Raw genomic sequence first — 19,061 nt, 5'->3', positions numbered from 1 at the left:
GACGGTGTGCCGACTGTTTTCGCCACGGCCGAATCCAGACGCGACGACGGCGCACGACAACGGGACGCGACAATGGGACGTAACAAATACCCGCGGGGGAAAGCCGGTCATCGCGAGAGCCCCGCGCGCCCGCGCCGCGCGCCCCGGGTACAACGCGCGTATCGCCCGCGGCGCGCCCGACGCGCGTACGGCCGCGAGGCTCATCAACGCGCGTGCCGCCGCGGGCCGCTCACGCGCGTGCCGCCGAGCCGCTCACGCGCGTGGCGCACTTCGCGCCGCACGCGCGCGTGGACGGCATGCGGCCCGGCGGCCGGGCGCCCGGCCGCCGGGCCTCAGATGTGGGTGCCCTCCGCGGTGGTCAACGCGCGCTCGTCCGCGGTCACAAGACGCCCGGCTCCGCCGGGCAGCTCCCCGCTCGCGGCCCTGGCCTGTTCGAGCACGAGCGAGGCGGCGCGGCCCCGCAGGGACAGCGTCATGAGCTGGTTGCCGAACCAGGGGCCGTCGCCCAGCGCGTCCCAGTCGATCGCGGGACGTGCCGCCTTCGCATGTCGGCGCAGCAGCCCGCCGAGCGCACGCGCGGGACGGCTCCAGCCGAAACGGAAGCCCCACTTCATCGAGGAGGGGATGGAGTTGTGCACGGGGGAGCAGGTCAACTGGAGCACCCGCGCCGCGGGGGCCGCGCCCTCCCGCCGCCAGGACGGCTCCGCGACGTACGCGTGGTGGACGTCGCCCGACAGCACACAGATGGTCGCGGGCGCCGCGCCGCCCCCCGCGGAACCGGCCTCGTCGATCAGCTCCGTGAGCCAGTCGAAGGACGCCGTGAACGCCCCCCAGTGCTCCAGGTCGGCGTACCGGCGCAGCCACTCCCCGAAACGCGCCCAGCGCGCGCCCCGCACGCCGCGGCACAGCGCGGCGTCCCACACCTCGGCCTGGTGGATCAGCGGCGGCAGCAGCCACGGCAGCGAGGTCCCGATCAGCAGATGGTCGTACGAGCCGGGGGAGTCCATGATCTGCTCCCGCACCCACGCGGCCTCGCCGGGGTGCACCATGGCGCGCTCCTGCTCGTCGAGCACCCGCGCGGCCCTGCTGTCCACCATGACGAGGCGGGTGCGGCCGACGTCGCGGCGGTAGCTCCAGCGCGCGGCGGTGGGATCGGCGTCGGCGTCCGAGACGAACGCGCGCAGCGCCTCCGTGCCGTCCCGCGCGGTGCTCACCGTCTTGTACACCGGGTCGGCGGCCAACTCGGCGGGGGAGAGGTTGCCGATGTGCTGGTAGACCCAGTACGACATCAGGCCGCTCAGAATCCGCTCACGCCACCAGGGTTCCGCGCGGATCTCGGCCTGCCAGCGGGCGCTGGTGTTCCAGTCGTCGATCACGTCATGGTCGTCGAAGACCATGCAGACCGGGGTGGTGGCGAGCAGCCGGCGCACCTCGGGGTCGAGCCAGGACTCGTGGTAGAGGCGCGTGTACTCCTCGAAGTCCGCGACCTGGTCGCCCGGGGCCTTCGACAGGTCCCGCCGCTTCGCGAGCCAGGCGCGCGTATCGGGCGACGTCTCGTCCGCGTACACCTGGTCGCCGAGGAGCACCAGCAGGTCGGGCGGCGCCGCGTCGCCGCCGACGGCGGTCAGGCGCGCCGCGAGCGCGTCGAGCGCGTCGGGCCCCACCGGGTCGCTCCCGCCGGTCGGCGGCGCCGCCCAGCGGCAGGAGCCGAACGCCACCCGGACCTCCGCGCCGGGCGCGGGCGTCCTGATCTCCGGCGGCGGCAGCGTGTCGTGCCGCGGCGGCCACACGGCCGCGTCGTCGAGCACGACCTCGTACGGCGTGACGGTGCCGGGTGCCAGCCCCTCCACGGCCACCAGCGCGTAGTCGTGGCCCGCCACATGGAAGGTGCGCGCGGACCCGAGGGCCGACCCGTCGGCCGCCGCGCGCACGGTGGCGGTGCAGGGCTCGCTCGCCTCGACCCACACCGTCGCGGAGGTGCCGTCCACATATCTCAGCAGCGGCCCAAGGCGCAGTTCTGCCACTCCCGTCACCCTTTCTCGTCCGCCCCGCCCGGTGCCGGGGGTCCCACCGTAGGGGGCGGACCGGCCCGCTGCCGAGCCCCCTCCGCGGCCAGGACGCGGCGGAGGGGGCTGAAGCGGTGCCCGGGAACCGGGAGTTGCCGCGCCGTCCGGCGAACGGCCGCCCGGAACCGGCGCGTTCAGCAGTCGTTCAGGATGCCCTGAAGCGCGCTCTTCTCCGCCGAGTCGACCGTGAGGTCGTAGTAGTGCTTCACCTGTACCCACATACGCGCGTACATGCAGTGGTACGAACTGCTCGGCGGCAGCCACTCCGCGGGGTCGCGGTCGCCCTTGGACTGGTTGACGTTGTCGGTGACGGCGATGAGCTGGGGCCTGGTGAGGTCGTTGGCGAAGCTCTGGCGCTGGTCGGTCGTCCAACTGCTCGCACCCGACGTCCACGCCTCCGCGAGCGGCACGATGTGGTCGATGTCCACGTCGCTTGAGGCCGTCCAGGTCTCGCCGTCGTACTCGGAGTACCAGCTCCCTGAGGTGGCGGAGCAGGAGGAGTCGGTGGCCACGTCGGTGCCGTCGCGCTTGAGGACGGTCTCGCGCGTGTCGCAGGACCCCGACTGGGTGATCCAGTGCGGGAACTTGTCGCGGTCGTAGCCGGAGGTGGAGCCCTCGGCCTTGACGGTCAGCTCTGAGAGGTAACTGCGGGCGGTGGACGCGGCGATCGGGGTGGGTGGCGCAGCCTGCGCGGGGGTCCCGGTCACCAGTGCGAACGCGGTCACGGACGCGGCGATGGCGCCGAGTGCGCCTGCTCTACGGACAGTTGGAGAACTGGTTCGACGCGCGTAGAATGCGGTCACGTGAACTCCCTTGTTGTGGGGGGAAAGCGGGCCGGTCGGATGTCCGGCCATGCTGGCGCCCTGTGGTTGCCGCGAGATGGGCGCCAGGTAACAGGGTGAGGACATGAACACGTCACATCAAGAGGGCTGCCGCTCCGTCACTCTTTCCGGGCGCCTTGAGGCAGGGTGGTTTGCGGCTTAGGCGAACTTGGGCAGCGAGAAAGCTGATTGGGGCTTGTGCGGCTGTTGGTGGTGGTGTCGGTGGGGGTGTCCGGGCGGAAGTGGCGCCTCCGCCCGATGGCGCTCCACGTGCTCGATCCGCAGAGGGTGATCGATGCGCCCGCCGTGCGGAGGGTGATCGATCTCACGGGGGAACCGGTGCGCGCCTGTCCGTGGCCGGTGGTGGCGAATGCGGGGGCGTGCCTGGTCAGTGGGTCGTCCTGCCGCCCGGGGCGCGGGGGAGGGTGCGCCGTACGGAGCGCGTCGGGTCCCGCGGGGGTTCGCGTACGATGGCCGGAGCGGAAGGGGAGTAGCTCTTCGCCGGACCGTCGACACACTGCTCAGCCTGGCTGAGCCGGCGCCCGGAGGCCGCCCGGCAGGGCGGTCGGCGAGACCTTCGGCAGAGCAGTGCTCCGTACGCATCCGTGTACGGCCGTGAGCGCTGCCGCGCCGATGTGTCGTACGCAGATCCCTCTCGGCGGGGCAGCCCCGACCGATTGAGGAACAGTGATCAGCATCAGCGTGACGGCGCTCGTCTTCGGCGTCGTCTTCCTCGCCGAGCTGCCGGACAAGACCGCACTCGCCGGGCTCGTGCTCGGCACCCGCTACCGGGCGTCCTACGTCTTCGCGGGCGTCGCGGCCGCCTTCGTCGTCCACGTCGTGCTCGCCGTCGCCGCGGGCAGCGCCCTCAGCCTGCTGCCACAGCGCCTCGTGCACGGCGTGACGGGGGCGCTCTTCCTCGGCGGCGCCCTCATGCTCCTCCTCCAGAAGGACGACGAGGACGAGGAGGAGATCAGGAAGCCGAGGGACCAGAGCTTCTGGCGGGTCGCGGGGGCGGGCTTCATGCTCATCCTGGTCGCCGAGTTCGGCGACCTCACCCAGATCATGACGGCCAACCTCGCCGCCCGCTACGACGACCCCGTCTCCGTCGGCGTCGGCGCCGTACTGGGGCTCTGGGCGGTCGCCGGACTCGGCATCGTCGGCGGGCGCGCCCTCATGAAGCGGGTGCCGCTCAAGCTGATCACCAGGATCGCCGCACTGCTGATGCTCGGCCTGGGCGTCTGGAGCCTCTACGAGACGATCGCGGGCTGACGGCCCCGCGCCTCACGCACCAGCGCGCCGCCGTTCCACGCCCCCATGTGCCACCGCTCCATGCGCCGCGGCTCCACGGCTCCCCGCCCCCGGTTCAAGGGCCGGCCCCCGCCCGGGGTGGTGGCGGACCCCGGTGTTTTGTATCGTGGGTAAACAAAGTGGCTTCGCCCGCCTCCCCTGACCGGCGGGCGGGGCCGCTTGGCCGCCGGGTGACCAGGTCGGCGAGGATGGCACCGACAGGTGGGAACGGCCACCGCCCGCTCCCGGGCGGCGTCCCGTGCACCCTCGCCCCGTGCTCGCCCCGTGCCCCTGGAGCAAGAAATGACGGACACCGCCGTGCTGACGCCCCGAGCCCTGCTGCTTGACATGGACGGCACCCTGGTCGACTCCCACGCCGTGGTCGAACGGTGCTGGCGGCGCTGGTCGCTGCGGCACGGCTTCGCACTCGACGAGGTACTGAGGATCGCCCACGGGCGGCAGGGCCACGCCACCATGGCGCTGCTCCTCCCCGACCGGCCGATGGAGGAGAACCTCGCCGACAACGCACGCCTGCTCGCCGAGGAGGTCGCCGACGTCGACGGCATCGTCGAGATACCCGGCGCCGGCGCGTTCCTCGCGGCCCTCGCCGGGCTTCCGCACGCCCTCGTGACCTCGGCCGACACCGCGCTGATGCGGGTCCGTATGGGCGCCTCGGGGCTCCCGCTGCCCGATGTGCGGATCACGGCGGAGTCGGTCGGCGCGAGCAAGCCGGACCCGGAGGGATTCCTCAAGGGCGCGGCGGAACTGGGCGTCGCCCCCGCGGACTGCCTGGTCTTCGAGGACTCCCCGGCGGGCGTGGCGGCCGCCAGGGCAGCGGGCATGCCCGTCGTCGGCGTCGGGGCCCCCGCCGCCGGACTCGACCCCACGGCCCACGTACTCGACCTGCGGCAGGTGCACGTCTCGGCGGGGACGGACGGCGGGATACGGGTGGAGATCACGCCCGGCCGCTGACCCCGCAGGGCATGCCTGCCGCCGAGGCCGCGGACCGGGGGCGGCCACCGGCGCCGCGTGCGTGTGCCGCAGGGCCCGGGTGCGTGCGCATACGCGCGGATATGCGGCGGCTCGTACGCGCGCGTGCGCGGAGGCTTCGGCCCATGGCGAACATCTCGTGCCAGTGGTCGTTCTCTCGATACGCGCGCGTGCGCGGAGACTCGTACGCGCGCGCCGTCGGACGCGCGTGAACGGCGGTGCCCCGCTCCCGGTGCCCGACAGGGCCCGTCGCCGCTCCTACGGCTTCTTGGTCTCGGCCTCCAGGACCGCGCGGGTGTGCGGGCCGTAGACGCCCTTCTCGTCGTCTTTGATGCCCTTCAGCCACTGGTAGCGGCCGACCGCGTCCTTGACGTCGTCGTCGTACACGCCGTCGGCCGAGCCCAGATACACCAGCACCTGCCGCAGCCGCCCCTGCAACTCCTCGACCTCAACGCCGTGCGCGCCCAGCGCCAGTACCGACGACTGGGACGAGGCGTCGTCGGCGTCCGGCGGGGCGCCGACGGAGCCGGTGGCCTGCGCCGTGGAGGCGGCGTCCGAGGGCTCGTCCCCCGCGGAGGCGGACGCGCCGGGGTCCGAGGCGTCCGCGCCGGGGGCGCCGGGCTTCGTGGACGGCGCGCCCGGCTTCGACGCCGGGGCGGACGGCGACTCACCGGGGCCGCGCGAGGCGTCGGGGGCCGTGGGCGACACCGAGGCGCCCGGCCCGTCCGCCTGCTCCCCGGTGCCGGGAAGCGCGCCGTCCCTGCCGGGCTTGTCGTACGAGAACACCCCGCCCGCGAAGAGGGCCACCACCGTCACCGCGGCCGCCGCTCCCACCGCCGCCAGTACGACCGTCCGCCGCCGCCTGCGCGGCGGCTCGTCCGGCTCGAACGCGCCGGGCTCCGGCACGTTACGCGGCGGCGCCGGGGGCACCGCGGCAGCATCCGGGTGCGCTACGTCGTCGCCGTCCCCCGGGGTGGCGGCGGAGCCGGTGCCGTGCTCCGGCGGAACGATTCCTCCGCCCGTGTCGCCCGCGTCGCCCGCGTCGCTCGTCGTGCCGCCGACGGCGCCCATCGCCGCCGTGGCGGCCGCTGTCCCGGAAGCGGGGGACGGCCCGTCCTCTGCCGCCACCGACGGCAGGACCGCCGTGCCGCCCTCGGCCCCGGCCGCCGCGTCGTCGGTTCCGGCCCGGTCCGGTTCGTCGCCGAACAGGGGCGGGGCCGCGTCGACGTCGGTCTTGTGGTCCCACTGCGGTACGTAGGGCCGCAGCCGCAGGGACTCGAACTCCTCGGGGTGCTTGTCGTCCCCCGCGCCGTCGAAGCCGTTACTGCCGCCGTCGGCGGACCCGGCGCCCGGCGCCTCCGGCCGCTCCGGGCAGCCGCACGCCAGGAACCCCGTCGACGTCCGCTCCGTGCCGCACTCGGGACACCTTGCTGCGCTCACCGCATGAACCCCCTCTGGAGAGTTGGGCCAGATTATGCAGAACGTATGACCGGGCCCCGTGCACCGCCCCCGTGACTCAACGTCCCGCCTGCGGCAACTCCTTGCCCAGCCATCGGTCCGAGTACGGCTCCGCGTTGTGCGGTGCGGTCTCGGTGAAGCCGTGACGGGCGTAGAGGGCGCGTGCCTCCACCAGATCGTGCCGGGTGTCGAGGACGAGCCTGCCCGCGCCGAGCGAGCGCGCCGCGGACTCCGCCGCCGCGAGCAGCGCGCCGCCCCCGCCGCGCCCCCGCAGCCCCGGTACGACGAACATCCGCTTCAGCTCGGCGGTCCCGGGACCGCACAGGCGCACCCCCGCACAGCCGCCTGGCTCGCCCCGCCACCGGCCGACGAACAGCACCCCTGACGGCGGCGCGAGGGTGAGTCCGTCGTCGTCCGCGATCCCCCTCGCCAACTCGTCCTGCGGCGTGTCCCGGCCCTCGTGCAGCACGAACCAGCGGTCGCTGACCTCGGTGTAGTACGCGCGCCACAGCGCCTTCGCGGCGGGCGAGTCAGGTGGCTCGGGGGTCACGGTCCACTCGGCGTCCATGCCCGTCATCCCACCCGGCGCCCGCTCCCGCCCGCAACCGCGTTTGCGCGGGCCGGAGGGCCCGGGGCCCGGCGCCTTCCGGTCCGCCGGTCGGCCGGTCGGCCGGTCAGTCGGCCGTCCGTGCCGGTCGCAGCGTCAGATGTACGGCGTCGGCGCCCCTGAGCGTGTCCACGACCTGCCACTCGGCGGGGCCGGGCCCCGGGTCGCCGAAGAGCTGGACACCCCCGCCGAGCAGCACGGGCACGATGTGCAGCCGCAGCTCGTCGAGGAGCCCGGCGGCGAGCGCCTGCCGGATGACGTCGGCGCCGCCGCCCACCGACACGTCCCTGCCCTCCGCGGCCGCGGTGGCCGACTCCACCGCGGCGCGCAGTCCGTCGGTGACGAAGTGGAACGTGGTGCCGCGGCGCACGTCGGGCTCGCGCGGCGTGTGGGTGAGGACGAACACCGGGCGGTGGAACGGTGGCTCCTCGGCCCAATGCGGGTCGGCCAGCGTGTACATGGTGTGGCCCATGACCAGCGCCCCCGCACGGTCGAGGGAGTGCGCGACCAGCTCGGACTCCGGCCCCTGCGCGCCGCCGTCCAGCCGGTGCGGGCCGCGCCAGCCGCTCAGCCCGTAGAGCCACTCGTGCAGCCGGGAGCCGGCGGCGCCGAGCGGCTGCTCGGGGTTCGGTTCCGGCCCCGTGACCCGGCCGTCGAGCGAGGTGGAGATGTCCGCGTAGAGCATGGTGGTCGCCGTCCCTTCACCGCCCGCTGCCGGGCTCCGTCGCGCCCGGCACGCGTGAACGTGGTCGTGAAGGGACGACCCGGCCGCGCCCCGGAACTCATCGGCGCCGCGCCCGCGAACGACCACCGCCAGGACCGGCCGCCTCGGTCCGGCCGCTTCAGTCGAGGCGCTTCGGTCCGGCCGCCTCAGTCCTGGTGGCGCTCACGCCACTCGCGGGCCACCTGCTCGACGTCGTACGGCTTCCTGCCGAGCGGCGGTCCTGGCGGCGGGCGCAGCATCATGTCGCTGATCTTCTGGTTGACCGCCGCGATGATCCGGCGCGCCGCGGCCTCGGACGGGGCCTCGTACGCCGCCTGGAGCGCGTCCTCCGCCTCCTTGCGCAGCGCCAGCGCCGGGGGCAGCACCGAGATGCCCTCGCGGGCCATCTTCCGCTTCACCCACCACAGCTCGTCGTACGACGTGTCCCCGGCGTCCGGCAGTGGCCTGCCGCTGCCGCTGAGCGAGTCGAACGCGCCGCGCGCCTCCGCCTCACGGATCTGTTTGTCGACAAAGGACTCGAAACTCATCCCGGCAGGTTTGCGTTCCGTCATGCCCCCCAGTGTCCCGGAAGGGGCCGAGGAGCCTGTGGCCTGTGTCACGAGTAAGGGCGTGGCCGCCGCGCGGCGACCTATCATTTCGGCCGCGTGTGTGGAAGCGCCCCGGGCCCGCCCGGGGCCCCGGCGGACCGAAGGAGCGCACGTGCTGGAGCTGACCATGGCGACGGTGGCGGAGGCCGACTCGGGTGCGACGGCGGGCATGGTGATGGCCGAGGCGCCCACCGCCCCCGGCTCCGTCCTCAGGGTGGGGCGCGACCGCGAGAGCTGTCGCCTGGTGCCGCCCGCCGACTGGCTCTTCGTGTCCCGGGTGCATCTGGAGTTCCGCTGCGGGCCCGACGGCGGCTGGACGGTCACCTGGCTGCGGGGCTCACGGGCCGAGCCGTCGTCGGCGGTCCGCGTCGTCAGCGGCGGCGCGACCCGCCAGCTCGCCTACGGAGCGAGCGTGCCGCTGCCGCCCGGCGGCTCGGGCGAGGTCGTCATCCAGGACCGCTCAGGACCCCGCAGCGTGAACGTGGGCTTCTACCACGAGACATGAGCGCCGGCCCCGCCCGTGGTACGGAATCGGCCGATGTCGGTGACGTGCCCGGCCCGTGGCGCGGCAGCCGTACGGGCACCGCGGCCGCACGCCCGCGAGGGAGCGGCGGGACCCCGGGGGCCTCAGCTCATCACGCGTGCCAGCGCGAACCCGTCGTACCCCTTGGAGCCGACCGTCTGCAACGCCGTCGCGGACAGCCGCGGGTTCTCGGCGAGCAGTTCGATGAGGGCGCGGGTGCCCACGACCGACGGGTCGGTCGAGTCGGCGTCGGCCACCGCGCCGTGGCGCACCACGTTGTCCCCGACGATCAGGCTGCCAGGCCCTGTCATCTTCAGCGCCCAGTCCAGGTAGACGGGGTTGTTCGGCTTGTCGGCGTCGATGAAGACGAGGTCGAAGGGTTCCTGGCCCTCCTGCGCCAGCGCCTTGAGCGACGCGGCGGCGGCCCCCACCCTGATCTCCGTGACGCCGTCGAGGCCCGCCCTGGCGAGATTGGCGCGCGCCACCTCCGCGTGCCGCGGCTCGTATTCGAGGGTGATCAGCCTGCCGTCCGCGGGCAGCGCCCTGGCCAGCCAGATCGTGCTGTAGCCCGCGAGCGTGCCGATCTCCAGGATGCGGCGGGCGCCCTGGGTCTGCGCCAGCAACTGGAGCAGCTTGCCCTGGTTGGGCGCCACGTTGATCGGCGGCAGGCCCGCGGCCCCGGCGTCCGCGAGGGCCGCGGCCAGCGCGTCGTCCTCGGGGGACAGCAGGCCGGTGAAGTAGTCGTCCACCGCGTCCCAGCGCGCCTGACCCGCAGTTTCCGTGTCGCTCATATGATCCCCGCCCTCGCTCGTGGCCGCGCCCGCCCGATCCGTCCGCGTTCGTCCGCGGCCTCAGCCTGCGCCGGTAGTCGTCCGCGGTGCCTCGCTGCGCCCGCCCCGGCCCCGGAATCGTAACGTCGGCGGGGCGGGGGACCGAAGGGCGGCCACCGTGGTGACTGGCCGAAACACCCACCGGATTGCCAAAAAAGATTCAAAACCGATGAGGCTCTGAGGTAAAGGGTGGGTTGCCTGCGTCTCTCTTCGAGCAGGATGCGAGGCTCGTGCAGTCGGCACAATACCGGCACACGACCGGTACGAGCCGGGCGGGAACAACGGGCGGGAGGGCCGACGGGGCGTGAATGACGGTGCACGGGGCGTACAGGGCGTTCACAGCAGACCCGGCCGGGCGCTGGCGGGCCCTGCGGCCGTACAGGCCCGGCTGCGGCTGATCCGGGTGGGTCTTTGGCTCGTCGCGCTCGCCATCGCGGCGCGCCAGGCCGCCGCCGTGCTCAGCCGCCCCTCGGGCGAGCGGCTGACCGACCTGGAGACCTGGACAGGGCCTGGCGGCGTCCTGCACATGACCGGCTCGCTGTACGACGCCGACCGGTTCACCGGCACCCCCTTCGCCGGCCTCGTCCTCAAACCGCTCTCCCGCGCCGCCGAGGACGCCCTCGGCCTCGGCTGGACCTTCGGCACCCTGCTCCTCGTGGCCGTGCTCGGCTGGATCGCGGCGCGCGCCCTGCCGAAGCCGGTGACCCGCCGCACCGCCCTGCTCGCGGCGCCCGTCGCGATCAGCCTGCTGATGCTGTCGCTGCCGGTGCGCAACGCCCTCTACCTGGGCCAGGCCAGCGTCATCCCGGTGCTCCTCGTGCTGCTCGGCTGCTTCGCCGTGCCGGGGCAGCGCAGGGCCGGGGTGCTGATCGGCGTCGCCGCCGCGCTCCAGCCGACGATGCTGCTGTTCGCCGCCCTGCTCTGGCTCACCGGGCGGCACCGCGCGGCGCTGTCGGGCGGGGTCGCCTTCGTCGTCTGCACCGCGCTCACGTGGGTGGCGCTGCCGCACGACTCCTGGATCTACTGGGTGCACCACCTCGCGGGCACCGGCCTCGGCGCCAACCCCTCCGGGCTCGGCAACCAGTCCCTGCACGGCGCGCTGCTGCGCCTCGGCCTCGACGGGGCGCCCGAGATCGCCGTGTTCCTCGCGCTCGGCGCCGCCGTCGCGGTGCTCGGGCTGCGCCGCGCCCTGCGGTACGCCGAGGACGGGCAGTTGCTGCTCGCGGTCGCCATCACCGGCTGTGTCGCCGTCGCCGTCTCGCCCACCACCTGGCAGCACCAACTGCTGTGGGTGCTGCTCGCGGTGATCGGCCGCGTCGGCAAGCGCGCGCGTGACCGCTATGTCTGGCCGGTGGCGGTCGTCCTGGTGCTGACGCTGCCCGCCAAGGCCCTGCTGCCGAACATGGCCGTCGTCTTCCCGCTGCGCGACAACGTCGTCCTGCTGGCGGCGCTCGCCGCTGCGTGCGCCGTTCCGTTCCTGCCGCGCTCCTCCCCGTACTTCCGCGCGCCCATCCCCACGGCGTACGCGCGCCCGGTGCCCGCGCGCTGGCACCGGGTGCCCCTGCTGCCGTTCTGGCGCCGGGTGCTGAACCGGCCCAACCTGCTGCTCGAACTGCTGCTGATCCGGGTGGGCTACTCCGCGTACGCGCAGGTGCGGCTCGGTGTGCGCGGGGAGCGGGCCGCCGCGGAGGACCACGGCGCGAGCGTGGACTCGATCGAGAAGTTCCTCCACATCGACATCGAGCACTGGGCCAACCAGAACGTCGTCAAGGTCGGCTGGCTGCGGGACTTCTTCGACTTCTACTACGAGTCGTTCCACTTCTTCGTACCGCTGACCATCCTCGCCGTGCTGTACATCCGCCGCCCCGCCGACTTCCGCTGGGGCCGCTCGGCGCTCGGCTTCGCCACCGTGCTGGCGCTGCTCGGGTTCTGGCTGTTCCCGCTCGCGCCGCCGCGGCTGATGCCCGGCCTGCACTTCGTCGACACGGTCCACGGCGTCCAGGACTTCAGCAAGCCCGACTACGGCACCCTGACGTCGGTCACCAACCAGTACGCGGCGATGCCGTCGCTGCACTTCGGCTGGGCGCTGTGGTGCGGCATCATGATCGCCGTCCTGGCGCCGCGCTGGTGGATGAAGGCGCTCGGGCTGCTGCACCCGCTCTTCACGGTCTCCGCCATCATCGCCACCGGCAACCACTGGGTGCTCGACGCGGTCGGCGGCGCCACCGTCATCGGCATCGGATTCGGCCTGACCCATGTGCTGTCCGGGCCGCGCGCCACACTGCCGCTGCCCGCCGAAGCGGCCGAGGGCCCGCCCACGGGCGACGGCGCCCCGCCGGGCCGGGACGCCGCGCCGGGCGGGGCCACGGCGGGCGACGGCACCGCGCCGGGCGAGGAACGCCCCCTGGCGCCCGTAGCCGCCGACGAGAAGCCGCGCGAGGACGGCGACGGGGCCGCCCCCGACGGCGGCGACCCCCCGGCCGCGGGCGGCCTCACTCCCGACCGGAGGCCGTCGCTGCCATGACCGCGGCCACCGCGGTGACGATGAGCAGCGGCACCCACAGATCGTGCTCGACCACGAGCCAGGCCCCGAGCACCGCCCCCGCGAGCAGCGCGAGCACCGACCCCACGCGGCGCAGGGTCCGCCTGGGGTCGGCGAGCGGCGCGTCCGAGAAGAGGCCGCTGAGGGTCCTGGTGAGCACCGTCGTCGTCAGGTCGGCCACGCCCAGCCCCTGAACGGTGGAGTTCCGCAGCCCCATGGCGACACCGGTCAGCGCGATCAGCGTGTACTCGGCGCCCGCCGAGCCGTCCCCCGCCACCGCGGCCACCACCGTCGCGGCGCCCAGCAGCGCCGCCTCCACCGTCAGCGACGTACGCACCCACGCGCGCCGCTTCCTGCCCTCGTACCAGCGCGCCAGCCGCCCGCCCGCCGCCGAGCCCGCGAAGAACGCGCCGAGCGACACCAGCGCGTGCAGCGCGGAGAAGCCGGGCGCCCCCGCGGCGGCGAAGCCGAGCACCGCGACGTTGCCCGTCATGTTCGCGGTGAAGACCCGCCCGAGGCCCAGATAGCTGACGGCGTCGATCACCCCGCTGACCACGGTCAGCGACAGCAGTACGTACGTCAGCCCGAGCCCGCCGCGCTCACGCGCCGCCCCGGGGGCGGCGGGCGGCGGGGGCTTGGGCGCGGACGGCGGCATGGACGGCTCCCTCCCGGCGTGCCGCCCCGGGGCGCGGACGGCCAGACCGACCCTACGTGCGCCCACCGCCCCCTGGCACGACCCGCGCCGCGCCCGCCTCAGCCGCCCCGCACCCCCGCCCCGTCGCCGCCCGCACCGCCCGCCGCGCGCTCAGGGCCGCCGTCCCCACGCGCGGGACGCCCCGGAGACGGCTCGAACACCACCGGCGGCTCGAACGCGGCCCGCCGCGTGGCCCTGCGCAGCGCGTTCAGCACCGGCCTGCCGACTACGAGCGTCAGCACCAGCGTGAGCCCCGCGCGCCCCAGGTCCCAACCGAGCGACGTCGCCAGGCAGTACGCGAAGAACCGCGCCAGATTGCCGCCGAGCCCCGCGTCCGGGTCGTACGCCACCGACGACGCGAGGGTGTTCATGAAGGGCCAGCCCGACAGGTTCATCACCGTCCCGTAGGCCAGCGCCGCGGCGAAGCCGTAGCCGCCGAGCAGCAGCAACTCGCCCCTGCCGCGCAGCCGCACCGCCCCCGGCAGCAGCCCCGCGCCCATGGTGAACCAGCCCATGGACAGCATCTGGAACGGCAGCCAGGGCCCCACGCCCCCGGTCAGCAGCGCCGAGGCGAACATCGTCACCGAGCCGAGCACCCAGCCGAAGCCGGGCCCGAGCACCCGCCCGCTCAGCACCATCAGGAAGAACATCGGCTCAAGACCCGCCGTGCCCGCGCCCAGCGGCCGCAGCGCCGCGCCCGCCGCCGCCAGCACGCCCAGCATCGCGACCGCCTTGGCGCCGAGGCCGCCCTCCGACACCGTCGCCGCGACCACCCCGACCATGAGGACCAGCACCGCGGCGAACAGCCAGGGCGCGTCCTGCGCGTGCGCGTTCACCTCCGCGCCAGGGCCCGCGAGCAGCGGCCAGCCGAAGCCCGCCACCCCGACCGCGCTCACCAGCGCGAGCGCCACCACGGCCCGCGGCCCGAGCCGCACCGCGCGCGTACGCCCGACGCCGCTCATGACAGCGCGTCCGCGACCTGGGACACCGTCAGCCACGGCTCGGGCGCGAGCACCTTGGCCACCTGGGGCGCGAACGCGGGCGACGCGGTCACCACCTCGGCGGCAGGCCTGTCCGCGACGACGTCGCCGTCCGCGAGGATCACCACCCGGTCCGCGATCTCCGCGGCCAGTTCCACGTCATGGGTGGCGAGCAGCACCGCATGGCGCCCGCCCTGCCGCCCCGTCAGCCGCCGCAGCACCGCCACCAGGCGGGCCTTGGCCGCGTAGTCGAGGCCCCTGGTCGGCTCGTCGAGCAGCAGCAGCGGGGGCCGCGCCGTGAGCACCACCGCGAGCGCGAGCGCCAGGCGCTGGCCCTCCGACAGGTCCCGCGGGTGGACCGCGTCCCCGACGCCGGGCAGCAGTTCGGACACCAGCGCCCGGCAGGTCCCGCCCGCCGCGTCCGCGTCGCGGTCGGCCGCCGCGCACTCCGCCGCCACCGTGTCCGCGTACAGCAGGTCACGGGGCTCCTGCGGTACGAGCCCGACGCGCCGCAGCAGCGCGCGCGGCGCCGCACGGTGCGGCGTGAGCCCGCCGACGCGCACCGTGCCCGCCGCGGGCGCCACCAGGCCCACCAGGGCGGAGAGCAGCGTGGACTTGCCCGCGCCGTTGCGCCCCATCAGGGCGACCGTCTCACCGGGCGCCACCGAGAGCGTCACCCCGCGCAGCGCCGTCACGCCGCCGCGGCGCACCCCCAGGCCCTCGGCGACGGCCACCGGGGCATCGCCCGGCGCTTCGGCCCCGCGCGCCGGACGCCACCACGCGCGCGAGGGGCGCCGGACGGGCCCTTCTTCGGGAGCGGCGGCGGGCGCTCCCGCGCGGGTGAGGCGCCCGCGCAGCTCTCCCGCGCGCCTGCGCGCGTCACGGACCGTCAGGGGCAGCGGGGTCCAGCCCGCGAGCCGGCCGAGTGCCACCACCGGCGGGTGGACCGGCGACACCGCCATGATCTCGGCGGGGCTGCCAAGCGCGGGGCGCCCGCTTGGGCCGCCGAGCAGCAGCACCTGGTCGGCGTGGTGCACGACCCGTTCGAGCCGGTGCTCGGCCAGCAGCACCGTCGTGCCCAGGTCGTGCACCAGGCGCTGGAGCACCGCAAGCACCTCCTCGGCCGCGGCCGGGTCGAGCGCCGAGGTGGGCTCGTCGAGCACCAGGACACGCGGGTGCGGTGTCAGCACAGAGCCGATCGCCACCCGCTGGCGCTGCCCGCCGGAGAGCGTCGCGAGCGGCCGGTCGCGCAGCCCCGCGAGGCCCAGCAGGTCCAGGGTCTCCTCCACCCGGCGGCGCATCACATCGGGCGCGATCCCCAGTGACTCCATGCCGTACGCCAACTCGTCCTCGACGGTGTCCGTGACGAAGTGCGCCATCGGGTCCTGGCCCACCGTGCCCACCACGTCGGCGAGTTCGCGCGGCTTGTGGGTGCGCGTGTCCCGCCCCGCCACCGTGACCCGGCCGCCGAGCACACCCCCGGTGAAGTGCGGCACGAGACCGCTGACGGTGCCGAGCAGCGTCGACTTGCCCGCGCCCGAGGGGCCGACGACCAGTACCAACTCCCCCTCGGGCACGGTCAGGTCCAGGCCGTCGAGCACCGGCGCCGGGGAGTCCTCGTACCGTACGGAGACCTCTTCGAAGCGGATCACGAGGGCTCCTCACGGGGAGACGGCGGCGCCTCACGCGCGGGCTTCACCGGCCCGCGCCCGAGGCGCCCCACAGGGTCGACGGGGCGCTCGCCCCGCCGCGCGGACACGGGGGCCGACCGCGCGGGCGCTGCGGCGGGTGGTGCGGGCGCGACGGCCGGTGGCGCCGGGGCCACCAGCGCGGGCAGCAGCCCGAGCAGCAGCGACGCCGCGGGCCACAGCGGCAGCACCGGCGCCGTCAGCGGTACGACGCCGGGGGCCAGGGCAGCGGGGTCCCGCGCGGCGGCTCGCACCATCAGCGCCGCCACCGCCGCGCCCGAGCCCGCCACCAGCCACGCCCGAAGGCCCCACGCGTCGGGCCGGTAACGCGTGCGTACGGTGCGCCTGCCGCCCAGCCACAGTCCCCCGAGCGCCGCCGCGGCGCCCGCCCCCAGCACCGGCAGGCCGTAGCCCGCGCCCGAGGACGCCAGCAGCCCGTACGTACCGGCGCAGACGCCGAGGAGCCCGCCGACGGTGAGCACGGCCGTCGTCCTGCGCACCGCGGCGGGCACCCGCGCGCTGCGGCCGTAGCCCCGGGAGTCCATCGCCGCGGCCAGCGCCACCGAGCGCTCCAGCGCGGACTCGAGCACCGGAAGACCGACGTGCAGCAGCCCGCGCACGCCCCGGTCCTGACGGCCGCGCAGCCGCCGCGCCGCGCGCAGCCGCCGCACGTCCGCCACCAGGTGCGGCGCGAACGTCATCGCCACCACCACCGCCACCCCCGCCTCGTACAGCGCGCCAGGCAGCGACTTCAGCAGCCGCGCGGGAGACGCGAGCGCGTTCGCCGCGCCCACACAGACCAGCAGCGCGGCCAGCTTCAGGCCGTCGTACAGCGCGAACACCAGACCCTCGGCCGTGACCCGGCCGCCGAGCCGCACCCCGTCCGCCCAGCCGGGCAGCGGCACCTGCGGCAGCGTGAACAGCACCCGGCTGCCCGGGATCGGGGAGCCGAGGAACACCGCGAACACCAGCCGGATCACCAGCACCACCAGCGCCAGCTTCACGAACGCCCCGTACGAGCGGGCCCACGGCGCCTGCGAGCGGCGCGCCGCCACCACATAGCCGGCCACCGCCACCAGCAGCGCGAGCAGCAGCGGATTGGTGGTGCGGGAGGCCGCCGTCGCGAGCCCGAGCGCCCACACCCACCAGGCGCCGGGGTGCAGCAGCGGGCCGCGCCCGCGCGCCGGCACCGCGGCGGCCCTGCGGGGGCCGCGCGGCGGGGCGGGGGAGTGCCACGGGGATCGCATCAGCCGCGGCGGCGCCTGGCCTGCCAGAGCGCCGCGGCCCCGAGCACCGCCACCACGGCGACGCCCGCGGCGATGCCCGCGGACGGCGTGTGGCCGTCCCCGCCATGCCGGTCAGCGGACGCGCTCGACGCCGCGGTCGGCCGCGCCCCCGAGACCTGCTCGCCGCAGCCCGTGCGTGGATAGCCCGCGATGGCGCACAGCAGCGCGACGGAGTCGTAGCGCAGGGGCTTCGCCACGGCGGCGAGCGCGTCCGCGGCGGAGCCGTCGCCGTCCACGCGCGCGCACGCCGTACGCGCCTTCGGCGGGGTCTCGCCCGCGGGCGCGTCGGCCGCGACGCCGAAGTCGAGGACGAGCGCCAGCCGCTTGTCGCCGTCGCGCGCGGGCGTGTGCGCGCAGATCGCCGCGAAGCCGTGGCCGCCGCGCGGGGTCGCGGCGTCCCCCGAGTCCTCGCTGACGGAGAACCGGAACCCGAGCACCGCGCCGTCGTCCGGCCGCTCCACGGACGGCCCCCGGGACGCGTATGTCCAGTCGCCGCCGTCGAGCTGCCAGAAGGACCAGTACCGGTACCCGGCGGCCTGCGCCGTACCCGCGCCGAGCACCCCCGCGAGCAGCAGCCCGACCACGCCGAGCAGCACGAGCGGCACGCGCGCGAGGGCGCGGGACCTCATGCGCCCCGCCCGCCTCTGCGGCTGAAGAGGAAGCCGATCCCGACGCCTATGACGAGGCAGACCCCGACCCACCACCAGACGCCGAAAATGCCGTCCCCGTCGTCCCCGCCGTCCTTCTTCGTCCCCGCCGCGCCCGTCGCGGGGTGCTCGGTGGCGGGTGCCGGGCCCAGCTTCGCGAGCGCGGTGACGAGGTCGGTGCCGCCGCCGAAGGAGTGCGGATCACGGCCGGCCGCGTGGGCGGCGAGGATGAGCTGCGCGTACCCGGCGGGACCCGCCGACTCGGCCCAGTCGCCCGCGTGCCCCGAGAGCCAGTCGTAGGCGCGCTTCGCCTCCGTCGTGCGCCCCGCGGCGGCGAGGGCGACGACCGCGTCGGCGGTGTTGCCGTAGTCGGGCTGGTCGTCCGCGCCGGGCAGTTGCGAGGTGAGGTGCGCGCTCTTCGCGAGCTGCCGCGCCAGATAGCGGGCGCCGTTGGCCGCGGCGCCGCGCGCGGTCGCCCGGTCGCCGTCCCGGCAGGCGCCCTTGGCCACCGGGCCACCCGCCGTGGCCACCATGCCCTTGCCGAGGCCGCCGAGCACCCCGGCGGCGGTCGCGTCCGCGTTCGCCGAGAGCTTGCCCGACTTGTCGTCGCGCAGGCCGAACGCGCCGCCCTTCGCGCACGGCAGCGCCAGCGCGGGCAGCGCGTCCCACGGCGTCTTGCCGCCCTTGGCGGAGCGCACGTCCCCCGGCGCGGTGTGGACCGCGGCCAGGGCGCCGACGACGATGCCGGTCGAGTTGGCGTCGCTCGGCATGCCGGGGTTGTAGCCCCAGCCGCCGTCGTCGTTCTGCACCGACTTCAGCCAGTCGACCGCCCTGCCCGCCGCGCGGTCGGCAGCGTCGCCGCCGAGCGCCGCCAGGGCCTGCACGGCCGCCGCCGTCGAGTTGCTGTCCCGGGGCGTCTTGTCGTCGCAGGGCTTCGCCGGCCGCGCGCGGTAGGCCGCGAAGCCGCCGTCGGCGCACTGCTGCACGGTCAGCCAGCCGCTCGCCTCCGAGGTGGGCCGCACACCGCCGGTGAGCTGCGCCAGCAGCGCGTACGACTGCCGGAACACGCCGTCGTACGTGGGATCGGACGTGCCGTAGAGACCCGGGGGCAGCGCCGCCGACGACGAAGGGGAGGGCGACCCGCCGTCCGCGAGGGCGGCGGGCGCGCCCCCCGCGGCGACCAGCGCCGCCGCCGCGAGAGCCGCTGCGCTGCGGCGAACATTCATGGGCCGGTGCCCCTCCCTGCGGGGAGCCGGGCGGCACCGGGGCACGCGGGGGCACCGGGGCGGCTCCGGCTCCGCATGCCACGACGGTGCCGACCGCCGCGG

17 protein-coding genes are annotated in these 19,061 nt (G+C 75.4%); 4 read left to right on the top strand and 13 right to left on the bottom strand.

Features of this window, described 5'->3' with window-relative positions; translation table 11 throughout:
• Nucleotides 1-332 precede the first annotated feature (332 nt).
• Together ACIBIW_RS25040 and ACIBIW_RS25035 are read right to left on the bottom strand one after the other, a co-directional pair.
• Nucleotides 333-2,024, bottom strand: coding sequence for an alkaline phosphatase D family protein (locus tag ACIBIW_RS25040; protein WP_399339260.1), 1,692 nt, complete (start codon nt 2,022-2,024; stop codon nt 333-335).
• Nucleotides 2,025-2,200: 176 nt separating this feature from the next.
• Nucleotides 2,201-2,869: an HNH endonuclease family protein gene (locus tag ACIBIW_RS25035; protein WP_399339259.1), complete on the bottom strand. Its 669-nt coding sequence runs from the start codon at nt 2,867-2,869 to the stop codon at nt 2,201-2,203.
• A gap of 705 nt (nt 2,870-3,574) precedes the next feature.
• Here ACIBIW_RS25035 and ACIBIW_RS25030 point away from each other — a divergent pair.
• Entirely contained in the window at nt 3,575-4,159 is a 585-nt protein-coding gene (locus tag ACIBIW_RS25030) for a TMEM165/GDT1 family protein (protein ID WP_399339258.1), read from the top strand.
• A gap of 321 nt (nt 4,160-4,480) precedes the next feature.
• Complete coding sequence (locus tag ACIBIW_RS25025; protein WP_399339257.1) at nt 4,481-5,149, top strand: HAD-IA family hydrolase; 669 nt, start codon at nt 4,481-4,483, stop codon at nt 5,147-5,149.
• 276 nt (nt 5,150-5,425) lie between these two features.
• Here the strand turns inward: ACIBIW_RS25025 and ACIBIW_RS25020 are convergent, their stop codons facing one another.
• The 4 genes from ACIBIW_RS25020 to ACIBIW_RS25005 form a co-directional block, all read right to left on the bottom strand.
• Complete coding sequence (locus ACIBIW_RS25020) at nt 5,426-6,607, bottom strand: peptidoglycan-binding protein (RefSeq protein WP_399339256.1); 1,182 nt, start codon at nt 6,605-6,607, stop codon at nt 5,426-5,428.
• A 76-nt stretch (nt 6,608-6,683) separates the two neighbouring features.
• Nucleotides 6,684-7,202, bottom strand: coding sequence for a GNAT family N-acetyltransferase (locus ACIBIW_RS25015; protein ID WP_399339255.1), 519 nt, complete (start codon nt 7,200-7,202; stop codon nt 6,684-6,686).
• A 97-nt stretch (nt 7,203-7,299) separates the two neighbouring features.
• A complete protein-coding gene (locus ACIBIW_RS25010) occupies nt 7,300-7,917 on the bottom strand; it encodes a dihydrofolate reductase family protein (protein ID WP_399339254.1) in 618 nt (205 codons plus the stop codon).
• A 185-nt stretch (nt 7,918-8,102) separates the two neighbouring features.
• On the bottom strand, nt 8,103-8,507 hold the full coding sequence (locus tag ACIBIW_RS25005; protein WP_399339253.1) for a DUF1992 domain-containing protein: 405 nt from the start codon (nt 8,505-8,507) through the stop codon (nt 8,103-8,105).
• A 148-nt stretch (nt 8,508-8,655) separates the two neighbouring features.
• Between ACIBIW_RS25005 and ACIBIW_RS25000 the strand changes: the two genes are divergently transcribed.
• Complete coding sequence (locus ACIBIW_RS25000; RefSeq protein WP_399339252.1) at nt 8,656-9,048, top strand: hypothetical protein; 393 nt, start codon at nt 8,656-8,658, stop codon at nt 9,046-9,048.
• Between the two features lie 122 nt (nt 9,049-9,170).
• Here the strand turns inward: ACIBIW_RS25000 and ACIBIW_RS24995 are convergent, their stop codons facing one another.
• Nucleotides 9,171-9,857, bottom strand: coding sequence for an O-methyltransferase (locus ACIBIW_RS24995; protein ID WP_399339251.1), 687 nt, complete (start codon nt 9,855-9,857; stop codon nt 9,171-9,173).
• Between the two features lie 343 nt (nt 9,858-10,200).
• Here ACIBIW_RS24995 and ACIBIW_RS24990 point away from each other — a divergent pair, with 343 nt between their 5' ends.
• Nucleotides 10,201-12,420 carry a phosphatase PAP2 family protein gene (locus ACIBIW_RS24990; RefSeq protein ID WP_399339250.1) on the top strand — a complete coding sequence of 740 codons (2,220 nt, stop codon included), beginning with the start codon at nt 10,201-10,203 and terminating at the stop codon, nt 12,418-12,420.
• On the opposite strand, the gene ACIBIW_RS24985 is transcribed toward ACIBIW_RS24990, so the two are convergent.
• The 6 genes from ACIBIW_RS24985 to ACIBIW_RS24960 all read right to left on the bottom strand — a co-directional run bounded on the left by ACIBIW_RS24985 (nt 12,389) and on the right by ACIBIW_RS24960 (nt 18,959).
• Nucleotides 12,389-13,093: a YoaK family protein gene (locus ACIBIW_RS24985; protein ID WP_399339249.1), complete on the bottom strand. Its 705-nt coding sequence runs from the start codon at nt 13,091-13,093 to the stop codon at nt 12,389-12,391. The genes ACIBIW_RS24990 and ACIBIW_RS24985 overlap by 32 nt on opposite strands.
• Nucleotides 13,094-13,191: 98 nt before the next feature.
• Nucleotides 13,192-14,094 (bottom strand): ECF transporter S component, encoded by a 903-nt coding sequence (locus ACIBIW_RS24980; protein ID WP_399339248.1) that lies wholly within the window; start codon nt 14,092-14,094, stop codon nt 13,192-13,194.
• Complete coding sequence (locus tag ACIBIW_RS24975) at nt 14,091-15,764, bottom strand: ABC transporter ATP-binding protein (protein WP_399339247.1); 1,674 nt, start codon at nt 15,762-15,764, stop codon at nt 14,091-14,093. Before ACIBIW_RS24975 ends, ACIBIW_RS24980 begins: the two co-directional genes overlap by 4 nt.
• The gene (locus ACIBIW_RS24970) at nt 15,761-17,047 is read right to left on the bottom strand and encodes a CbiQ family ECF transporter T component (RefSeq protein ID WP_399339246.1); all 1,287 of its coding nucleotides are present in this window, start codon (nt 17,045-17,047) and stop codon (nt 15,761-15,763) included. Before ACIBIW_RS24970 ends, ACIBIW_RS24975 begins: the two co-directional genes overlap by 4 nt.
• Entirely contained in the window at nt 17,047-17,715 is a 669-nt protein-coding gene (locus tag ACIBIW_RS24965; protein ID WP_399339245.1) for an SCO2322 family protein, read from the bottom strand. Before ACIBIW_RS24965 ends, ACIBIW_RS24970 begins: the two co-directional genes overlap by 1 nt.
• Nucleotides 17,712-18,959, bottom strand: coding sequence for a prenyltransferase/squalene oxidase repeat-containing protein (locus tag ACIBIW_RS24960; protein ID WP_399339244.1), 1,248 nt, complete (start codon nt 18,957-18,959; stop codon nt 17,712-17,714). The genes ACIBIW_RS24965 and ACIBIW_RS24960 overlap by 4 nt, the downstream gene beginning before the upstream one ends.
• Between the last annotated feature and the right edge of the window lie 102 nt (nt 18,960-19,061).

The organism is Streptomyces sp. NPDC050560 (genome assembly GCF_044457285.1).
Lineage (GTDB): Bacteria > Actinomycetota > Actinomycetes > Streptomycetales > Streptomycetaceae > Streptomyces.
The sequence above is the reverse complement of the archived record's forward strand: the minus strand, read 5'-3'. Positions and strand labels throughout refer to the sequence as shown.

What these genes read in the sequence shown, in the direction of transcription:
- ACIBIW_RS25025 (WP_399339257.1), top strand. Translation starts at nt 4,481, where the DNA reads ATGACGGACACCGCCGTGCTGACGCCCCGAGCCCTGCTGCTTGACATG.
- ACIBIW_RS25015 (WP_399339255.1), bottom strand. Translation starts at nt 7,202, where the DNA reads ATGACGGGCATGGACGCCGAGTGGACCGTGACCCCCGAGCCACCTGAC.
- ACIBIW_RS25010 (WP_399339254.1), bottom strand. Translation starts at nt 7,917, where the DNA reads ATGCTCTACGCGGACATCTCCACCTCGCTCGACGGCCGGGTCACGGGG.
- ACIBIW_RS25005 (WP_399339253.1), bottom strand. Translation starts at nt 8,507, where the DNA reads ATGACGGAACGCAAACCTGCCGGGATGAGTTTCGAGTCCTTTGTCGAC.
- ACIBIW_RS24995 (WP_399339251.1), bottom strand. Translation starts at nt 9,857, where the DNA reads ATGAGCGACACGGAAACTGCGGGTCAGGCGCGCTGGGACGCGGTGGAC.
- ACIBIW_RS24985 (WP_399339249.1), bottom strand. Translation starts at nt 13,093, where the DNA reads ATGCCGCCGTCCGCGCCCAAGCCCCCGCCGCCCGCCGCCCCCGGGGCG.
- ACIBIW_RS24980 (WP_399339248.1), bottom strand. Translation starts at nt 14,094, where the DNA reads ATGAGCGGCGTCGGGCGTACGCGCGCGGTGCGGCTCGGGCCGCGGGCC.
- ACIBIW_RS24970 (WP_399339246.1), bottom strand. Translation starts at nt 17,047, where the DNA reads ATGCGATCCCCGTGGCACTCCCCCGCCCCGCCGCGCGGCCCCCGCAGG.
- ACIBIW_RS24965 (WP_399339245.1), bottom strand. Translation starts at nt 17,715, where the DNA reads ATGAGGTCCCGCGCCCTCGCGCGCGTGCCGCTCGTGCTGCTCGGCGTG.
- ACIBIW_RS24960 (WP_399339244.1), bottom strand. Translation starts at nt 18,959, where the DNA reads ATGAATGTTCGCCGCAGCGCAGCGGCTCTCGCGGCGGCGGCGCTGGTC.